This window comes from Hahella sp. HNIBRBA332 (assembly GCF_030719035.1).
Classification (GTDB): Bacteria; Pseudomonadota; Gammaproteobacteria; order Pseudomonadales; family Oleiphilaceae; genus Hahella.
Genome location: NZ_CP132203.1, coordinates 5803794 through 5820758, shown reverse-complemented (window position 1 = coordinate 5820758; position 16965 = coordinate 5803794). Strand labels below are relative to the sequence as shown.

General features: G+C 55.4%; 15 protein-coding genes. 6 read left to right on the top strand and 9 right to left on the bottom strand.

The annotated features are described in order from the left end of the window. Window positions 1-213: 213 nt before the first annotated feature. From exbB to O5O45_RS25675, 3 genes are read left to right on the top strand one after another with little or no spacing between them, the layout of a single operon-like run. The gene (gene exbB / locus O5O45_RS25685) at window positions 214-651 is read left to right on the top strand and encodes a TonB-system energizer ExbB (RefSeq protein ID WP_305902159.1); all 438 of its coding nucleotides are present in this window, start codon (window positions 214-216) and stop codon (window positions 649-651) included. A 7-nt stretch (window positions 652-658) separates the two neighbouring features. Continuing rightward, entirely contained in the window at window positions 659-1039 is a 381-nt protein-coding gene (gene exbD, locus O5O45_RS25680) for a TonB system transport protein ExbD (protein ID WP_305902158.1), read from the top strand. After that, on the top strand, window positions 1036-1872 hold the full coding sequence (locus tag O5O45_RS25675) for an energy transducer TonB (protein ID WP_305902157.1): 837 nt from the start codon (window positions 1036-1038) through the stop codon (window positions 1870-1872). Before exbD ends, O5O45_RS25675 begins: the two co-directional genes overlap by 4 nt. 103 nt (window positions 1873-1975) lie before the next feature. Here the strand turns inward: O5O45_RS25675 and O5O45_RS25670 are convergent, their stop codons facing one another. The 5 genes from O5O45_RS25670 to O5O45_RS25650 all read right to left on the bottom strand — a co-directional run bounded on the left by O5O45_RS25670 (window position 1976) and on the right by O5O45_RS25650 (window position 7346). Beyond that, complete coding sequence (locus O5O45_RS25670) at window positions 1976-2794, bottom strand: GntR family transcriptional regulator (protein WP_305902156.1); 819 nt, start codon at window positions 2792-2794, stop codon at window positions 1976-1978. Between the two features lie 82 nt (window positions 2795-2876). Next, window positions 2877-4028, bottom strand: coding sequence for an ABC transporter ATP-binding protein (locus tag O5O45_RS25665; RefSeq protein WP_305902155.1), 1152 nt, complete (start codon window positions 4026-4028; stop codon window positions 2877-2879). Between the two features lie 70 nt (window positions 4029-4098). Continuing rightward, complete coding sequence (locus O5O45_RS25660; RefSeq protein ID WP_305902154.1) at window positions 4099-4983, bottom strand: carbohydrate ABC transporter permease; 885 nt, start codon at window positions 4981-4983, stop codon at window positions 4099-4101. Window positions 4984-4997: 14 nt separating this feature from the next. Beyond that, window positions 4998-5930: a carbohydrate ABC transporter permease gene (locus O5O45_RS25655; protein ID WP_305902153.1), complete on the bottom strand. Its 933-nt coding sequence runs from the start codon at window positions 5928-5930 to the stop codon at window positions 4998-5000. A 141-nt stretch (window positions 5931-6071) separates the two neighbouring features. Next, complete coding sequence (locus tag O5O45_RS25650) at window positions 6072-7346, bottom strand: ABC transporter substrate-binding protein (RefSeq protein WP_305902152.1); 1275 nt, start codon at window positions 7344-7346, stop codon at window positions 6072-6074. A 292-nt stretch (window positions 7347-7638) separates the two neighbouring features. Between O5O45_RS25650 and nagB the strand changes: the two genes are divergently transcribed. The 3 genes from nagB to nagA are packed head-to-tail and all read left to right on the top strand — an operon-like array spanning window position 7639 to window position 10438. Then, window positions 7639-8424, top strand: coding sequence for a glucosamine-6-phosphate deaminase (gene nagB, locus O5O45_RS25645; protein ID WP_305902151.1), 786 nt, complete (start codon window positions 7639-7641; stop codon window positions 8422-8424). Then, on the top strand, window positions 8421-9305 hold the full coding sequence (locus O5O45_RS25640) for a glucosamine kinase nucleotide-binding domain-containing protein (protein ID WP_305902150.1): 885 nt from the start codon (window positions 8421-8423) through the stop codon (window positions 9303-9305). Before nagB ends, O5O45_RS25640 begins: the two co-directional genes overlap by 4 nt. Continuing rightward, a complete protein-coding gene (gene nagA / locus O5O45_RS25635) occupies window positions 9299-10438 on the top strand; it encodes an N-acetylglucosamine-6-phosphate deacetylase (RefSeq protein ID WP_305902149.1) in 1140 nt (379 codons plus the stop codon). Before O5O45_RS25640 ends, nagA begins: the two co-directional genes overlap by 7 nt. Before the next feature lie 54 nt (window positions 10439-10492). Here nagA and O5O45_RS25630 read toward each other — a convergent pair whose 3' ends face one another. From O5O45_RS25630 to O5O45_RS25615, 4 genes are all read right to left on the bottom strand, one after another. Then, window positions 10493-11419 (bottom strand): glutaminase, encoded by a 927-nt coding sequence (locus O5O45_RS25630; RefSeq protein ID WP_305902148.1) that lies wholly within the window; start codon window positions 11417-11419, stop codon window positions 10493-10495. A gap of 241 nt (window positions 11420-11660) precedes the next feature. Further along, the gene (gene fusA / locus O5O45_RS25625; RefSeq protein WP_305902147.1) at window positions 11661-13697 is read right to left on the bottom strand and encodes an elongation factor G; all 2037 of its coding nucleotides are present in this window, start codon (window positions 13695-13697) and stop codon (window positions 11661-11663) included. A 637-nt stretch (window positions 13698-14334) separates the two neighbouring features. Next, window positions 14335-15714: a nicotinate phosphoribosyltransferase gene (locus O5O45_RS25620; RefSeq protein WP_305902146.1), complete on the bottom strand. Its 1380-nt coding sequence runs from the start codon at window positions 15712-15714 to the stop codon at window positions 14335-14337. Between the two features lie 81 nt (window positions 15715-15795). Beyond that, window positions 15796-16869, bottom strand: a complete 1074-nt coding sequence (locus O5O45_RS25615; RefSeq protein WP_216736681.1) for a bifunctional nicotinamide-nucleotide adenylyltransferase/Nudix hydroxylase — start codon at window positions 16867-16869, stop codon at window positions 15796-15798. Between the last annotated feature and the right edge of the window lie 96 nt (window positions 16870-16965).

The window sequence follows — 16965 nt, the reverse complement described above, 5'->3', positions numbered from 1 at the left end:
AATAGTAGTCGATAAATCCCATTCCCGCGTCGACCCTGGCTGGACCCGCCAAGAAGTCATTTCAGCGATGTTGTCGCCCCAGCTATTTATTGATAATCATTTTCATTTGTGTATGATTATTGTTTTTCGTCATTGATCCCCAAATTAGTCTTGCAGCCCGGCGATCCACTCAATCGCAACAGCGTTTCAGCGCCGGACGCAAAGGGAGGCGTAGTGGAACTTCTTTCTGAATACCTTGATCTCACCATTTTCGGCATCCTGGGCCTGATGAGCTTCATCGTCGTCTGGCTGTCCATCGAACGCTGGCTGTTCATGCGCGCCCTGTCGCTGCCGGACTACCAGAATTTCGATCGGCTCACCGTCGACCTGACCAAGCACCTCACCACCATTTCCAGCATCGGCGCCAACGCCCCTTATGTTGGTCTGTTGGGCACCGTCGCTGGCATTCTGCTGACCTTTTATCAGATCGGCCAAAGCGGCAATGTGGAAGTAGGCGCCATCATGGGCGGTTTGGCGCTGGCGCTGAAAGCCACCGCCCTCGGCCTGCTGGTGGCGATCCCCACCCTGATGATTTACAACGCGCTGACCCGCAAAGTGGAAGTCACACAGGCGCTATGGCGCGCCGATAGAGAGACCCGCCAGGGAAGCTAGGCCCACTATGAAAAAGTTTGATCAGATCAACGTCATTCCGTTTATCGACATCATGCTGGTGCTCCTGGCCATTGTGCTGACCACCGCCACCTTCGTGGTGCAGGGTAAAATCCCCATCGAATTGCCCAGCGCGGAAAACGTCTCCAACAAATCCGCGCCGGAACACGCGGTCAATATCGTTATCGACAAGGAAAACCTTTACTACTACCAGGATGAAGCCGCGTCTCTGGAACAATTGGAAAGTCGCCTGAAAGCGCTGGGGAAATCCAGCCCGATCACTCTCAAGGTCGACAGTCAGGCGGATTTCAAAAGTTTTGTAGCGGTCGCCGACCTGCTGCAGAAATATTCACTGACCAATTTCTCCGTACTCGCCAGTCGTAACCAATGAAACGCCATATCATCGGAATCACCGTCGCCCTGTGCCTGCATGTATCGCTCGCGGCCTGGCTGATTTCCGGCGTCTCTTCGCCAGCGCCGGCTCCCATCGCCGCCGCGCCAGTGTCCCTGGTGCTGTCGCAAATGCGCATTGTCGAGCAACAGATCGAGGCGAAACAACCGGAAGCGGAGCCTGCGCCAGAAGTCGAAGAGGTGGTGGAAACCGAACAGCCGGTCATTGAAGAGCCCGAACCTGAAATCGTAGAGGAAACGCCTAAACCGGTAGAGACGCCTCCCGAGCCCAAGCCGGAGGTCGCCAAGGTGGAAAAGCCGGTAGAGCCCAAGCAGCCCGTCAAGAAAAAGCCTGAGCCGAAAAAGGTCGTCGAAAAGGTGAAGACGCCGCAGCCGACCAAGAAAGAGGAAGTCGCCAAAGTCGATCCTGAGCCCAACAAGGACGTAGCGGAAAATCCCGTTCCTTCACCAGACCCGCACACGGACATCTCTACGGCGCCGGCCATTGCGGAGCAACCGCAGCTAAGCTCAGCGCAGATCGTCAGTATTGAACAGGCCTATATCAATGCGCTGCAATTGGCCTTGGAGAAGAACAAGAGGTACCCGCTGAGCGCCAAACGCCGCCGCCAGGAAGGCACCAGCACGGTGGAGTTCACCATTACAAAAAGTGGCGATATAGCGGAAGTGCGCTTGCGCGACAGCTCCGGCATTTCCCGTCTGGACGAAGCCGCCGTCAAAGCGTTGGTCACTCTGGCCCAGTTTCAGCCTATTCCGGATGAGCTTGAGCGCACCTATTGGAAAATGGCGGTGCCGATTCGATTTCAGTTGAACTGATTTGCCAGACTAAAAAATAAGGTGGAGCCGGCTCACGCCGTCCACCTTATTCAATACTGTCCAAAAATAAATACACGCCCGAAAGAGACACGACGCAGCGCGCTCAGTCCTCGTCGTCTTCCTCAACGCCATCTGACTTGTGAAAACCCATTGGCGCATAGTGAGACACATTGCGAATCTCCGCGACGAAGTCATAAGCGTCGCCGGGGAAATAAGAACGCGTGAATTCGATGGGAACGCCATCTTCCAACAAGCCTAAACGTTCGATATAGAGAACGGCGCTGTCCACCGGAATGTCCAGCAGCTTGGCGCGGGTTTCATCAATGGAGATAGCGCGCAGACGCTGCAGCGCTTTGACCGGACGCAACCCCTTTTCCGCCAGCGCTTCATACAGCGAACCGGTGACTTCAAACGGATTGTCCAGAAACTGCCGCGGTATCGTCGCCACTTCCAACCCCATGGGTTTATCGTCCGCCAAACGCAGACGATGAAAGCGCACGACTTCGCTATCCGCCGCCAGTTTCAGCGCCACGCGTTCATCCTCGTGGGGCACGCCGACGGAGCGGTCCAACCAGCGGGAACCCGGCTTCTTGCCGCGTTCCTGCATGATCTCAGAGAAGCTCTTGAGATAGTTCAGCGGCTGTTCCACACGCTCAGTCACAAATGTGCCTGCGCCCTGGCGCTGGGTCAGTAAGCCTTCTTCCACCAGATCGTCGATGGCGCGTCTCACCGTGACGCGTGAAACTTTCATGGCGGCGGCGATTTCACGCTCCGCGGGCACCACATCGCCGGCGCGCAGTACGCCAGCGTCCACCGCCTCGCGGATCTTGGTCTGCAATTGCAGATACAACGGCGCTGAGTGCCGCGAGATTTGCTCCGGAATTCCGAAGATTTTGGTAATCAGACTGTCTGGTTTGCTCATAGCGTCTTGACGTAGGTTCTTAGCAGTAGATTTGCTTTTTGAGCTGCGAGAAGACGCTAGCATAGCAGAAACTTGAATAAAGTCAGGTATTTCCACCGGCTGCCTGCCTAATCATGGCGGCCGCCGGCGCATCGGCTTCCGCTGCCGTTAATCGTTTGAAAGCCAGTCCCTGCGCATTGAATACATGAACATTCTGCAGCTGGTAGTCAGCGTATATCTCGTCGCCCACTTTCACTTCCGTTTCGCCGTCTCCGCGCACGACAACTTCAGATCCGTCCGTTAATGTCATGTATATATAACTGACTTCACCCAAATGCTCGACCAGGTTAATTTTTCCTTTTAACCGGCCTTCGCCGTGAAGACTTTCCTGTAAATGTTCGGGTCGCACGCCGACCGTCACATCTTCGCCAACCGCAATGGCGCCGCTTTCCACGCGGGCTTCCACTTCGACGCCGTCAGCCAGCTTCACAAAAATGGAGCCCTCCGCTTTCACCGAGACTTTTCCTTTCATGAAGTTCATTTTCGGCGAGCCAATGAAACCCGCGACAAACTGCGTGCGCGGATGACGATACAGTTCCAGAGGCGAACCGCATTGCTCCACCCTGCCCTTGTTCATCACCACGATCTTATCCCCCAGGGTCATGGCCTCGACCTGATCATGGGTAACGTAGATGATGGTTGCGCCCAGGTCTTTATGCAGCTTGCCAATCTCCACCCGGGTTTGCACCCGCAAGGCGGCGTCCAGGTTGGAAAGGGGCTCGTCGAACAAAAACACATTGGGATCGCGCACGATCGCGCGCCCTATCGCCACCCGCTGACGCTGACCGCCGGACAATTCCCGGGGCAAGCGTTCCAGCAGATGATCGATCTGCAGAATCTTGGCGGCGTGCTCCACTTTTTCCCGCACGTAGTTCTTATCTTTGCCAGAGATCTTCAGGCCAAAAGCCATGTTCTTGAACACCGACATATGCGGGTACAGAGCGTATGACTGAAACACCATGGCGATGCCGCGCTTGGCGGGCGGCTGATGATTCACCACCTTGTTGTCAATCAGCAGTTCGCCGCCGGTAATGTCCTCTAAACCGGCGATCAGGCGCAGCAATGTGGATTTGCCGCATCCGGATGCGCCCACCAGCACCACGAACTCGCCGTGCTTGATGTCCAGATCTATGCCGTGCAGGACATTGACCTGGCCGTAACTCTTCTTAATCTGTTTAAGTTGTACGTCAGCCATTACTCACCTCTTGTCCGACATAGCCCCGCCGGTGCGCCGGAACGCAGGCCACGAATAAAGATTGCGCCGCTCATTTCACCGCTCCCGCCGTCAGGCCGCGAATCAATTGGCGTGAAAATATGAGATACAGAACCAGCACCGGCGCAATCGCCAGCGTCAGGGAAGACAATACCGCGTTCCAGTCCGTCACGAACTGCCCGATGAACTGTTGCACGCCCAGGGTAATGGTCTGCGTGCTTTCACCTGGCGCCAGAATCAGAGGGAACCACAGATCGTTCCAGATCGGGATCATGGTGAATACCGCCACCGTCGCCATCGCCGGACGAATCAAGGGCAGCACGATCTGAAAGAAGATTTTGTATTCGCTGACATTATCGCAGCGGGCCGCTTCTTTCAGTTCTTTCGGAATGGTGCGGATGAACTCCGACAGAATGTACACCGCCAACGGCAACCCTTGCGCAATATACACCAGTACGAGAGAGGTTCGCGTATTCACCAGATCCAGATCCACCATCAATTGCAGAATACTCACGGTACCCAGACGAATAGGAATCATGATGCCCATGGCGAATAGCGCCGCGATAAACAGCGCGCCGCGAAAGCGGTACTCCGTCAACGCCCAGGCCGCCATGGCGCCGAACAGCAGAACAAAGAACAGCGACAACACAGTCACGATCAGACTGTTAAAGAAAAACACGTCGAATGAAGAACGCGCCAGCACCTCTTCGAAACCCACCAAGGTAAAACTGCTCGCATCCGGCAGCCCCAGCGGATCGTTGAAAATCGCCTTACGGGATTTGAATGAGTTGATCAGGATCACCAGAATCGGAAACAAGGCAATAACGGTGTACGTCAGCAATACGGCGTGCACCATCAACTTTTTACCGAGATCCGGCTTTAACGTCAGTTTATTCATACCGCTCCAGGGCATTGTCAGCGTCATCTTGTTTAGCATAGTTCGCCTCCCCGTTACAGTTGGAAGCGCTGGATGCGCCGTTGTACGAAGAACAGGTAAATCGCCACACCGATAAGGATGATCAGAAACATCAGCGTCGCCACCGCCGCGCCCATGGTGGGGCTGCCCTGCTGCAGCTGGAAGCCGAAGAAGGTGCGGTAGAACAAGGTGCCCATGATGTCCGTGGAGAAATTAGGGCCCGCCAGCGCGCCTTTCACGGCATATATCAGTTCAAAGGCGTTGAAGTTGGCGACGAAGGTCAGTATCGACACCATGCTGATAGTGGGCAGCAACAAGGGCAGTTTGATATTCCAGAAGATCTGCCAGCTATTGGCGCCGTCCACCACGCCGGCGTCATTAAGATCCTCGGGAATATTCAGCAATGCGGCGTAAATCAGCATCATAGGTATGCCGACGAACTGCCACACGGAAATCAACGACAGCGTCACTAACGCCGTGCCTTCTTTCCCCAGCCAAGCGTCGAAATAGTCGCCCAGCCCGATGTTGTACATGAAGTCTTCGGAAATCCCCCAAAGCGGGCTCAGCAATAACTGCCACACGAAGCCGACAATCACCACCGACAACATGGTCGGCATGAACAGCAAAGTGCGATAGGTTCCGCTCAAGCGCAGGCGCGGCGAGCTCAACAACAAGGCGAGCAACAGACCAATTGGGTTCTGCAGCAGCATGTGGATAACGAAGAACATTAAGTTGTTTTTCAGAGCGTTCCAGAAAGGTTCCGACCAGACCTCGCTAAACAGGAGGTTGGCGTAATTCTGCATGCCGACAAAAAAGGTGGCGCCGCTTTCGTCTTCACTAAAAAAGCCCAGCCTTAGCGTATCCAACAACGGGTATACGCTGACGGTCAGATAAATCAGCAGTCCGGGGCCCAGAAAGACCAGGATATGCCAGGGAAAAGGTTTGCGTATATCAGAGTGAGTCATCATAGCTACACCAAGCCGGTTAGAGACGGAAAGCCCGCCCCGGTTTGCCTTTGCACAGGCGAAAATGCGTCTGCGGCTGTGTTTATTATGCGCCCGGCGCTCCTTAGGTCGGAGCGCCGGGACGGGATCTTCACTAATGGAAGATTACATGTGCGGCTGATACCAGGTCTTCAGGCCTTTTTCGACTTCTTCCGCCGCCGCTTTGGGCGCCATGGAGCCGTTCAGCACTTGCACCGTCACGTTCCAAAGCTGGTTTTCCATATTGGGCGTGCCGCGAGACAGAATCTGGTAGGAGTTGCGAATGGTCTGTTCGCACTGACCGCGCCAGCTCAGGAATTCGCTCGCCACAGGATCTTTGATGGAAATCTTGTGGTTACCCAGCGGGAAGAAGCCTGGCAACTGGTTGGCATACAGCTCTGCGAACTCCGGACCCGCCATCCAGGATAGGAAAATACGGGCTTCCTTCTTGTTGGCGGACGCGGCGTTCAGGCCCATGCCGATATCAGTGTGATCGCTGATGTAGCAGGTTTTCTGGCCATCCGGCACAGGCGGGGGAAAGGCGCCGAATTCAAAGTCGGCCTGCTCATTGAAGGTGGTGATATCCCAGGAACCGGCTGGATAGATAGCACCGCGCCCCAAGGTGAACAGGTTCTGCGAATCCGCATATTTCTGCGCTTGATAGCCTCGGCCCAGGAAAGGTTTCCATTTCGCCAGATGCTCCCAGACTTTCACATACTCAGGGTCGGTCAGCTTTTCTTTGCCGTCGATCAGGGCCTTGCGTCCCTCTTCCCCTTTCCAGTAGTTGGGACCGACATTCTGGAAGCCCATGGTGGCGGCTTCCCACTGGTCCGCCGTGCCCATGACCAGCGGTGTATAGCGGGATTCATCCTTAATCTTCTCTAGCACTTTGAAAAAATCGGATTCCGTTTTCGGTACGGACAAGCCAAGTTCTTTGAAAATTTCCTTATTGTAGATATAACCGTGAATGACCGAGGCCATTGGCAGGCAGAATACATCTTTACCGTCGTCAGTGGACCATGCGGTTTTGGCGACATCGGGGAAGTTCTTCATGCCTTCAAGATCGTTCAACTTCTCCAGATTGCCCTTTTGGTAAAGAGCCAGGGACACGTCAAACGGACGGCAGGTGATCAGATCGCCAGCCGTGCCCGCCTGAAGCTTAGCCTGTAGAGCCGAGTTGTAATCTGCGGGAGGTGTGGGGGTAAAAGTGACTTTGATATCGGGGTGACTTTTGTTGAAGGCGGGAATGATAACGTCGTTCCAGACTTTGGCGTCGTCGTTGCGCCAGCTTTCGATGACCAGTTTGTCGCCGGCCTCCGCAGTTAATGTCGTCAGGGCGAAAACGCCCAACCCGATCTTCGCCGCATGGCGAAACGCACCCTTTATTGTTAAAAAGCTCATCGCTTGTTTCTCCCATAGAGGTTGTTAGTGATTCAACAGCTCGTACTCAATACCGGAGAATAATTGGTATTTTTATTTGACAATACCAATATAAACCCATTGCAAAGTGGTAATCAAGCCTTCCTGGAGCTGAAATTTAATACCTTTGTCCAAAAATGGCGCCTTTATCTAAATTTGGGGCTGTTATTCGTCCGCATGTGCGCTTATTATATTAATGGTATTAAAAAGGTATTGTCTCGATCGAACGTCCCGGATACTTGCTTCAGAGGGCGTTGAATCAGCAGGAGATCTTATGCGCGTCATCATCGCAGATTCCCCGGAAGCAGTGGCCCGGATGGGCGCCGAACAGTGCATTCGTTTATTACAGGACAAACCAGCTGCGGTCTTGGGTCTCGCCACTGGCAGCACGCCCATCGCATTGTATGCACACTTGATTCAGCGGCGCCAGCAGGGAGAGGTGAGCTTCCGTCAGGTACGCACCTTTAATCTGGACGAATACATTGGTATTGCCCCGCAACATCCACAGAGCTACCGTAGCTTCATGCAGAAGCAGTTATTCGACCACATTGATATTCTTCCCGAGAACACTCATATCCCTAGCGGCATGGGGGATCCCGTCGCGGAGTCCCGCGCCTATGAAGATAAAATCCGCAGCGCCGGCGGTATTGATCTGCAGATACTGGGGCTTGGCCGCAATGGTCATATCGGTTTTAATGAGCCCACTTCCAGCCTGAGTTCCCGCACCCGGGCGAAAACCCTGACCCAGGAAACCATTCGCGATAACAGCCGCTTTTTTTCCGCTGACGAAGAGCAGCCGCATCTGGCTATCACCATGGGCATTGGTACGATTCTCGATGCGCGCAAAGTCATGCTGCTGGCGGCGGGCGCCGCCAAAGCCGACGCGGTCAAAGCAATGGTGGAAGGACCTGTCAGCGCCATGCACCCGGCTTCCGCCTTGCAGATGCATCCGTCCGCGTTGGTGATCGTGGACACGGAAGCCGCCTCCAAACTGGAGTTGATCGACTATTATCGTTGGGTGCAGAGCGAAACTTTACGCGTACAGGGGGCCTATTTGTGACGCAGCAACCTATGTATCTCGGCGTCGACGGCGGCGGCACCTCCTGTCGCGCCCGTCTCTGCTCCGCCGATGGCCGCATTCTCGGCGAAGGGTTTGCAGGCGGCGCCAATCCGCGCCTGGGCCTTGACTTCGCCTACGCCAACATTATGCTGGCCACCCGTCAGGCGTTGGCGGCGGCGAATCTGGACGACGGCGCGCTGCCTTGTATCCACGCCGGCTTTGGTCTGGCGGGCGTCGCGCAGAAAAAAGAACGGGAACTGGTATTGAACCATCCTCACCCGTTTGCGGATCTGGCCTTGCATACCGACGCCCATACCGCCTGTCTGGGCGCCTTCAAGGGTGGCGACGGAGGCATATTGATTATGGGCACTGGCTCCTGCGCAGTGGCCACAGTAAATCATGAATTTCATTTGCTGGGCGGCTGGGGTTTCCCGGTATCCGATTGCGGCAGCGGCGCCTGGCTCGGCCTGAATACGCTGCGTCACTCCCTGCTGGCGTTCGAGAGACTGCAGCCGGCTTCGGTTCTCACCGACGCCGTCATGCAACGTTTCGACAACAACCAGGAAAACGTCGTGGCCTGGATGGATCAAGCCAAACCCAGGGATTACGCCGCTTTCGTTCCTTTGGTGTTCGAGCACGCCCGCCTGGATGACCCTGTCGCTACGCAATTATTGGCGCAAACCGCCGATGAAGCGGCGCTGATGATTCGCGGCCTGATCAATCTGGGCGCGCCCGCCGTCTGCATCATGGGCGGCCTGAGCGAAGCCATTGTCCCCTGGTTGCCGCAGGACATTACGCCTTACCTGACCTCTCCTTTGGGGGACGCGCTGGACGGCGCCATCTTACTGATCAAACAGAAGTCCGAGACAAGCGAATGCTAACAGCCTTAACTGATGGCCGGATTTTTACCGGCGAGACCCTACTCTCGCAACAAGCGTTAATCATCGAAGGCGGACGCATTCACAGCATCGCGCCCGAGCATCAAATTCCTGCTGATGCGGTTCGCATATCTCTGAATGGAATGCTGGTGGCCCCTGGCTATATTGATGTCCAGGTTAACGGCGGCGGCGGCGCGTTGTTCAATGACAACCCCAGCCCAGCGGTACTGCGGGAAATGGGCGCCGCCCACCGGCGCTATGGCACGACCGCCTTCATGCCTACGCTGATCACTGACACCCGCGACAAAATGGAAGCCGCCGTGAGCGCGGTAGAGGCCGCATTACGCGAGGGCGCGCCGGGGGTGCTCGGCATTCATTTGGAAGGCCCTTATCTGAATGTCGCCCGCAAAGGCGTTCACCGGGAATCCGTCATTCGCGAACCGGAGGCCGACGCCCTGCAACTGCTCAGCAGCCTCGGCGACATCGGCGCAACCATCGTCACCCTGGCGCCGGAGAAAGTGCCGGAAGGCTTTGTCCGCAAACTGCGAGAGCGCGGCGTCCATGTTTGCCTGGGGCATACCGCCGCCAGTTACGAGCAGGTACATCAGGCGCTGGCGGAAGGGGCGACAGGTTTTACTCACCTGTTCAACGCCATGACGCCTCTGCGTAATCGCGACCCTGGCGTCGTTGGCGCTGCGCTGGATGACGCCGACAGCTGGTGTGGTCTGATCGCGGACAATCATCATGTGCATCCCGCCACCATGCGCATCGCCCTGCGCGCCAAAGCCCAGGGGAAAATCATGCTGGTCACCGACGCCATGCACTCCGTCGGCATGCCGGGTGAAGAGTTCGAGTTGCTGGGCGAAAAACTGGTGCGCTGTAACGGTCGACTGACGACGGAACAAGGCGTGCTGGCGGGCTCAGACCTGGACATGGCTACCGCAGTGCGCAATAGCGTCAGCGCGATTGGTCTGGATATGGAAGAAGCGCTACGTATGGCGTCGCTGTATCCTGCGCAATTCCTGGGTATTGATGACGAGTACGGCCGTATCGCGCCGGGTTATCGCGCCGATCTGGTATTGTTGAATGACCAATTAGAAGTCGAGGGAACCTGGATAGGCGGGGTGAAAGACTAAATGGCTGGAGCGCCACGCTGACGCCCCTGCCATTTTGCAGATATCTTAGCGACGTCAGAAGATAGAACTGCTGGTGTAGTGAGTGAGTAACTCCAGCGCCTTCTGGCCCAGCACCGAGTTACCATAACTGTCGAGTTCCGGCGACCATACCGCGACAGAGAAATAGCCAGGCAGCACCGCCACGATACCTCCTCCCACGCCGCTCTTGGCCGGCAATCCTACCTGATACGCGAAGTTACCGGCAGCGTCGTAGAGCCCGCAAGTCAGCATCAGGGCGTTAACCCGTTTGTCCATGCGCTCGCCATGAAACTGAGTACGAAAACTGGATTTACCTTTATTGGCCAGACTCTCGGTGGCCCGCGCCAGATCCAGGCAACTCATGGTCATCGAGCACTGCTTGTAGTAGCTGTCGAGCACCACATCCACTTCCCCTTCCAAATTGCCCAACGCCTTGAGCAAGTTAGCAATGGCGGCGTTGCGATAACCGGTGCGCGCTTCCGCAACATAGACTTCCGGGTCGTACCGGTTGAATACATTGCCGGAAAGCGACGCCATGAATTGCTCCAGACGTTTCACTGGCGACGCACTGTGATTAACGATAGTGTCCGCCACCACAATGGCGCCAGCGTTGATAAAAGGATTGCGCGGAATGCCGTTTTCATTTTCCAACTGCAACAACGAGTTGAAGCGCATACCGGAAGGTTCGCGCCCCACCCGCTTCCACAAATCATCGCCCACAATATCCAGGGCCAGCATCAGGGCGAACAATTTGGAGATACTCTGAATAGAGAAAGGCGTCGAGGCCTGACCCACCGTGAACTCATCACCATCGACAAAGCGAATCGCCATGCCGAACTGACGCGGATTCACCCTCGACAGCGGAGGAATGTAATCCGCCGTCTTACCCACGCCATACAAAGGCGTCACCTCAGAATAAATACGCTCAAGCAATGCAGGGAGTTCGGACTTCTGTAACTTCATGGACTCAGCAATGTCTGGTTAATGTACCGGGCCGAAAAATATAGGCGCCGTCGCCAGCCCAGACAATGCGCGGATGTACGCAGTGCCTGACGCTTAACTTATGCTAGGTCCCAGACTGAGTCATTGCCAGTCTTGACTATAAATCGCGGCAACTCACAAACAGAAGGGAAGAAAAAAGGAGTCCGGAATGATTCCGGGCTCCTTTTGAGTGTGCAACACAGTTCGCACTGGGTGATTAGGATCAATCGGCGTTAAGTACCGAGTCGGCGACTCCCTGTGGCGTTTCCGCGTAGTGCGAGAACGTCATGGAGAAACTGGCTCGCCCTGCCGTCATAGTGCGCAGGTCGCCGATATAGCCGAACATTTCCGCCAGCGGCGCTTCCGCGTTGATGACGCAGGCGTCGCCTCGGTCCACCTGATTGAGGATCGAACCGCGACGGCGCATGAGGTCGCCAATGCAGTCGCCGACGTGATCGCGAGGCGTCACAATCTCAACCGCCATCACTGGCTCCAGCAGTCTGGGCGCCGCTTGCGCCATGGCTTCCTTGAAGGCTTCCCGTCCGGCCACGCTGAACGCCAGTTGCGACGAATCCTGCGCATGATAGGAACCGTCCAGCAACACCGCCTTGAAGCCGCCACTGGGATAACCGCCCAGTACGCCAGAGCGCGCAGCCTGTCTGACGCCATCTTCCACTGCGGGAATATATTCCCGCGGAATGGCGGCGCCGACGATTTGGCTTTCAAACTCAATACCGTCGCCGGCGATAGGTTCAAAGCGCATGCGCACTTCTGCGAACTGACCGGGTCCGCCTTTTTGCTTCTTGTAGACATAGTCCACAGCAGCCGGTTGCGTGATCGTCTCTCGATACGCCACTTGTGGTCGACCAATCGCCACGGCGATGTCGTAATCCGTTTGCAGTCGGTCCACCACAATTTCCAAGTGTAGTTCGCCCATGCCTGACACCAGCGTTTCTCCGGCGGCGCCCGTACTCAGACGCAGGCTGGGATCTTCGCCGACGATCGCGCGCAGTGCTTCACCCAGTCGATCCTGATCCTGCCGGGATTTCGGCTCAATCACGATGTCCATAACCGGTTCCGGCGCGCTAATGCGCTCCAGCACCAGAGGCGCTTCCGGGTCGCACAGCGTATCGCCGGTCTGCGTATGCTTCATGCCAACCAGAGCCACGATGTCGCCAGCGCCGATACGGTCTCGCGCCACCTTACGGTCCGCGTGCATCTCGTATATGCGGCCAATGCGTTCATATTGACCGACATTGGCGTTCAACACCCGCGAGCCTGCTGCAAGCGAACCCCGATAAACCCGAACATAAGTCAAAGCGCCGTGTTTATCGTTCACCACTTTAAAGGCCAATGCAGCGAATGCGCCTTCGATGTCCGCATCCACAACCTGAGCGCCATCGACAGTTTCCACTCCTTTCACATCCTGTGGCGAAGGCAGATAGTCGACCACCGCGTCCAGCACCATCTGCACGCCTTTATTCTTGAATGCAGACGCACACAACACAGGAACGAATGCGCCACTGACAACGCCCTGACGAATCAGTCGCTGCAGATCTTCAGTCTGCAAGGCGGCTCCATTGAGCCAGCCTTCCAGGAGTTCGTCATCCAGCTCAACCAGCGTTTCTTCCAGTTGCGCCCGATACTGCGTAGCCTGTTCCTGATATTCAGGGGCAATGTCTTCGGATGAATAGTTCCAACCGTCATCACTGTTCCAGCGATGCAGGGTCATGGTCGTCAAATCGATCAGGCCGGAATAGCTTTCTTCGACGAACACCGGCAAGTGAACCACCAGCGGTCTGGCGCCAAGTCGCTCACGAATCATATTCACCACGCGCAAATAATCAGCGCCGATGCGATCCATTTTATTAACCAGACATATGCGCGGTACGCCGTATTGATCCGCCAGTCGCCAGTTGGTTTCAGATTGCGGCTCGACGCCGGCCACGGAGTCGAAAACCACGACTGCGCCGTCCAACACGCGCAACGAACGATTCACTTCGATGTTGAAGTCAATGTGACCAGGCGTATCAATGATATTGATACGATGATCCCGCCAAGCCACCGTAACCGCCGCGCTGGCGATGGTAATGCCTCGTTGGCGTTCCTGAACCATGTGATCGGTGACGGTCCCGCCATGATGCACTTCGCCCATACTGTGCAGGGCGCCAGTGAAGTGCAGCAGCCTTTCGGTCAGTGTGGTTTTGCCTGCGTCAACGTGAGCGATGATGCCGATATTTCTTAACTTTTGAAGTTTCATAACAAACCTCTGAAAACCTGAAATTCCTCTTCCGGGCAGGTCTTTCTGACTACGCCCGGAAGTATTTACTCCCAGGGCGCAAGAGGCGTCATGGGAGCGTTAAGTTGTTTCCCGGTCTTTTGGCGTTCCGCGCTTACCCATAACAAAAACAGGACGAACAAGCGTGGAAAAAGTGGAAGCACCAAGGGATAGGCGCGAGAACTCCGGCCCTTGGGCTGGGACTATTGCTGCGATGTACTTGTCGTAAGTTCTCATAACGAAACCATGTCTTGGCGATGTTGAATAAACGTCCGAACTTTTTCGGAACCGAAAACGAAAAAACCCCGGGAGGCGATGGCCTACCGGGGTCTTTTCACATTGCAACCGGAGGCCTATACGCCCCCGCCAGCTATAGCGAAGGCTATGACTTCAATACCAAAATGCACGCGCTGTCGCGAACGATGGAGATCGTTCCGACGCGGCCGCTGATGTTGGTAGTGGTGAATGTCATAACCTTGCTCTTCAGGTAAATTCGTTTAGTGGGCGCGGATATTAGCAAGCCTTTGTTTAGTATTCAATCAGCCTTTTTCGAGAAAGTTGCTATATATACGAACGCAAAAAGCGGAGCCGGAAAACCGACTCCGCTCTGGCGCCAGGCTTATTGCGCTGCGTTGGCTCTGACTTCGTCGAAGGTCCATTCCTTCATCAGGTCGCCGTTGCGGAAGACAGTGACCAGCTGATCTTCCCGATTGCCCAGATCCTGCCGGCGTACTGTCTGAAAGCCGCCATCCAGGTTTTTCACCAGCGCCAGAAGTCCTTTTTTAGACCGCTTGCCCTGATCAGTGATGGGGTCTTTGTAGACATCTCTCCAGATGCCCTTTACGCATATCGCAGAGGCCTTCATAGCGAATTTCAACGTATCCCGGTTTACTTTCTGCAGCAGTTCTCCACCCATACCGAAAGCAATATTTTCAGCGCTTTGCATGCGGGCTTTCATTGCCGCCAGAATGGCTTCGATCGTGTGTAAAGAGATACCATCGCCTTGAATCACCCGGATACAAGCCGGCAATACCCGATAGCCTTTGCTGTTAACAGTGAAGCCGAATTTCCGCATCAGCCGTTCGATGGTCTCGGTCACGATCGCTACAGGATCGCCACTGTCAGGACGCACCACCAAAGTGCCGCCGCTGCGCTCGATCTTGGTTTTCAGGGCTTCGCCCCAGAGGTTGTCGATAGCGTTCCACAAGTCATAAGAGTCGCTGACCACCGCCACCAGTTTGCCAGGTTCGGCGAACTGATCCAGCATGTTGGCGTAAGCGTCCACTTCCGCTTCCTTGCCCCAGCTGGTAATGGTGCTGTGCTCCGCCGCAGGGATTGAGAAACCCGCCATGTCGGCGCCGTAGTAACGTCTCGCCGCCATGATGCCGCTAACGGTGTCAGTGCCCATAAAGTTCACCAAGTGCGCGGCGCCGCCAATCGCTGCGGTTTCTTCAGAGCTCGCGCCGCGAGCGCCGAAATCGTGCAGTTTGAACGGCAATCCGTCGATGGTGTCCGCCGTCTCTTCCAGATAGCGTTTGATGATGTTGCGGCAGCTCCAGGATACGGTGGCGACCGTGGTTGGATACCACACCGCTCTCAACAATGCCGTTTCCACATAGCTGGTCAACCAGGCGCAGTTGCGGTCCGTGTTGATTACCTGCACCATCACGTTTTTCACATCCATGACAGTTCCTTCCGGCGCAGACTGAATTTCTATCGGCAGATAACCCTCGTGTTTGTCCAGAATATAGCGCCAGCCTTCCTCATTGAAGGGTACGCCGTGGGCTTGATACACCAGCTTGGCTTCTTCAATATCGTCCGCGGTGATCGGCTTGGTCAGGTACTCCTTGATAAACATCTGCAGGCCGAAGAACACCGCTTTTTCAAATGCGCCGCCGCGTGATTCGATGTAGCTGGAAACCTGCGTGGCGCCAGCCGGATACTGCAGGTAGTGAGAGGTTTTGTAAGAGTCTACGTTTAAGATAATGCTGTTTTTCATGACGGAAATCCTCCGATCAATGTTTGGGTAAAGGGTGTTGCGGTCTATCCGCGCCCCTCGTTTGTCTTAATAATTCTCCGGTTAGATGCCGGTCATTTCCTGAATGATGAAGTAGTGATCTTCATACAACTTGCCTGGGTCCAGTTCCGCCAGGGGCACCCACATGGCCTGTCTGGCGTCATCGCCGCCTTTCACTTTCGGCAGCTCGCTGCTTGGCTCCAGCTCAATGTGAAATGCATGCGTGATAGTGCGCCCTCGGGCTGAACGATGAGGATCATCGAACACTTGCTGCGCTTTGATTGAGCCCCTCAATACCGGCGCTGGCACTTTCAGTCGGGTTTCCTCCCGCAACTCTCTCAGGCATGCATCCAGTAATTTCTCATTCTGATCTACAAAGCCTCCCGGCAACGCTAACAACCCTTTACCGGGACGCGCTTTGCGCTCCACCAGCAGCACATGTCCGCTTTGCACAATAACGGCGTCGACCGTTACGAAAGTGGGCGCATAAGGCGCGGCGCTCCAGGCGCGTTTGTACTTGGCGATGAAATCATGCTCGTATTTGATTTCCTCATAGTCTTCGCTGAGACAGAACTTCGCCAGTTTCTCCCGCACCGCTGTCGGCAACACCTGCGCTGCTTCGTCGCTATCCAGGTAATTCAAACCACCGCGACGATCCGTCTGGTTAACGCCGAAAATCGCTTCTCTCACCGGCGTGGCGCTGATGCCATCCACGTTTTCTACTTCAACATTCCCCCATTGAGGGAACAACTTCAGGTAGAAAGAGCTGTGGTCCTTGCTGTGGCCAATCAAGCCCACCTTGGCGGATTTGTGCGGCATGCCGTGATGAGCGGTCACCAGTCCCTGAACCGTGGACTGTACGTTTCTGACCCAGATCTCATCGTTGTAGACAATGTCCATCAGCGGCGCGATATGTACGCGTTGGCTATCTTCTTTGCTGAGGGCGCTGCGCACCATGTCTTCGCGTTCGCTGACGCTCCAGGGGTTGCGTGTGGAGCGGGGCTGATGCGCCGATCCGCATAAGACGATCATTTGACGCGCTTTACGCAGTCCCTGTTCAATCACCGCCAGGTGGCCGCGATGAAAGGGTTGGAAACGTCCGATAAATACTAAAAAGTCGTATTCGAAATTTTGCATACCAGCAATCTCCTTGCTGTGGTTGACGGGAACCCGGTCTTTCCAGGTCCGCTTAAATCTTTTTCTCCGTGGATTCATGAGTCCCATGAACCCTGT

Coding starts and splice junctions, on each gene's coding strand:
- O5O45_RS25655 (WP_305902153.1), bottom strand. CDS start 5,930: ATGATGACTCACTCTGATATACGCAAACCTTTTCCCTGGCATATCCTG.
- nagB (WP_305902151.1), top strand. CDS start 7,639: ATGCGCGTCATCATCGCAGATTCCCCGGAAGCAGTGGCCCGGATGGGC.
- O5O45_RS25675 (WP_305902157.1), top strand. CDS start 1,036: ATGAAACGCCATATCATCGGAATCACCGTCGCCCTGTGCCTGCATGTA.
- fusA (WP_305902147.1), bottom strand. CDS start 13,697: ATGAAACTTCAAAAGTTAAGAAATATCGGCATCATCGCTCACGTTGAC.
- O5O45_RS25660 (WP_305902154.1), bottom strand. CDS start 4,983: ATGCTAAACAAGATGACGCTGACAATGCCCTGGAGCGGTATGAATAAA.
- O5O45_RS25620 (WP_305902146.1), bottom strand. CDS start 15,714: ATGAAAAACAGCATTATCTTAAACGTAGACTCTTACAAAACCTCTCAC.
- nagA (WP_305902149.1), top strand. CDS start 9,299: ATGCTAACAGCCTTAACTGATGGCCGGATTTTTACCGGCGAGACCCTA.
- exbD (WP_305902158.1), top strand. CDS start 659: ATGAAAAAGTTTGATCAGATCAACGTCATTCCGTTTATCGACATCATG.
- O5O45_RS25670 (WP_305902156.1), bottom strand. CDS start 2,794: ATGAGCAAACCAGACAGTCTGATTACCAAAATCTTCGGAATTCCGGAG.
- O5O45_RS25650 (WP_305902152.1), bottom strand. CDS start 7,346: ATGAGCTTTTTAACAATAAAGGGTGCGTTTCGCCATGCGGCGAAGATC.
- O5O45_RS25630 (WP_305902148.1), bottom strand. CDS start 11,419: ATGAAGTTACAGAAGTCCGAACTCCCTGCATTGCTTGAGCGTATTTAT.
- O5O45_RS25615 (WP_216736681.1), bottom strand. CDS start 16,869: ATGCAAAATTTCGAATACGACTTTTTAGTATTTATCGGACGTTTCCAA.
- O5O45_RS25665 (WP_305902155.1), bottom strand. CDS start 4,028: ATGGCTGACGTACAACTTAAACAGATTAAGAAGAGTTACGGCCAGGTC.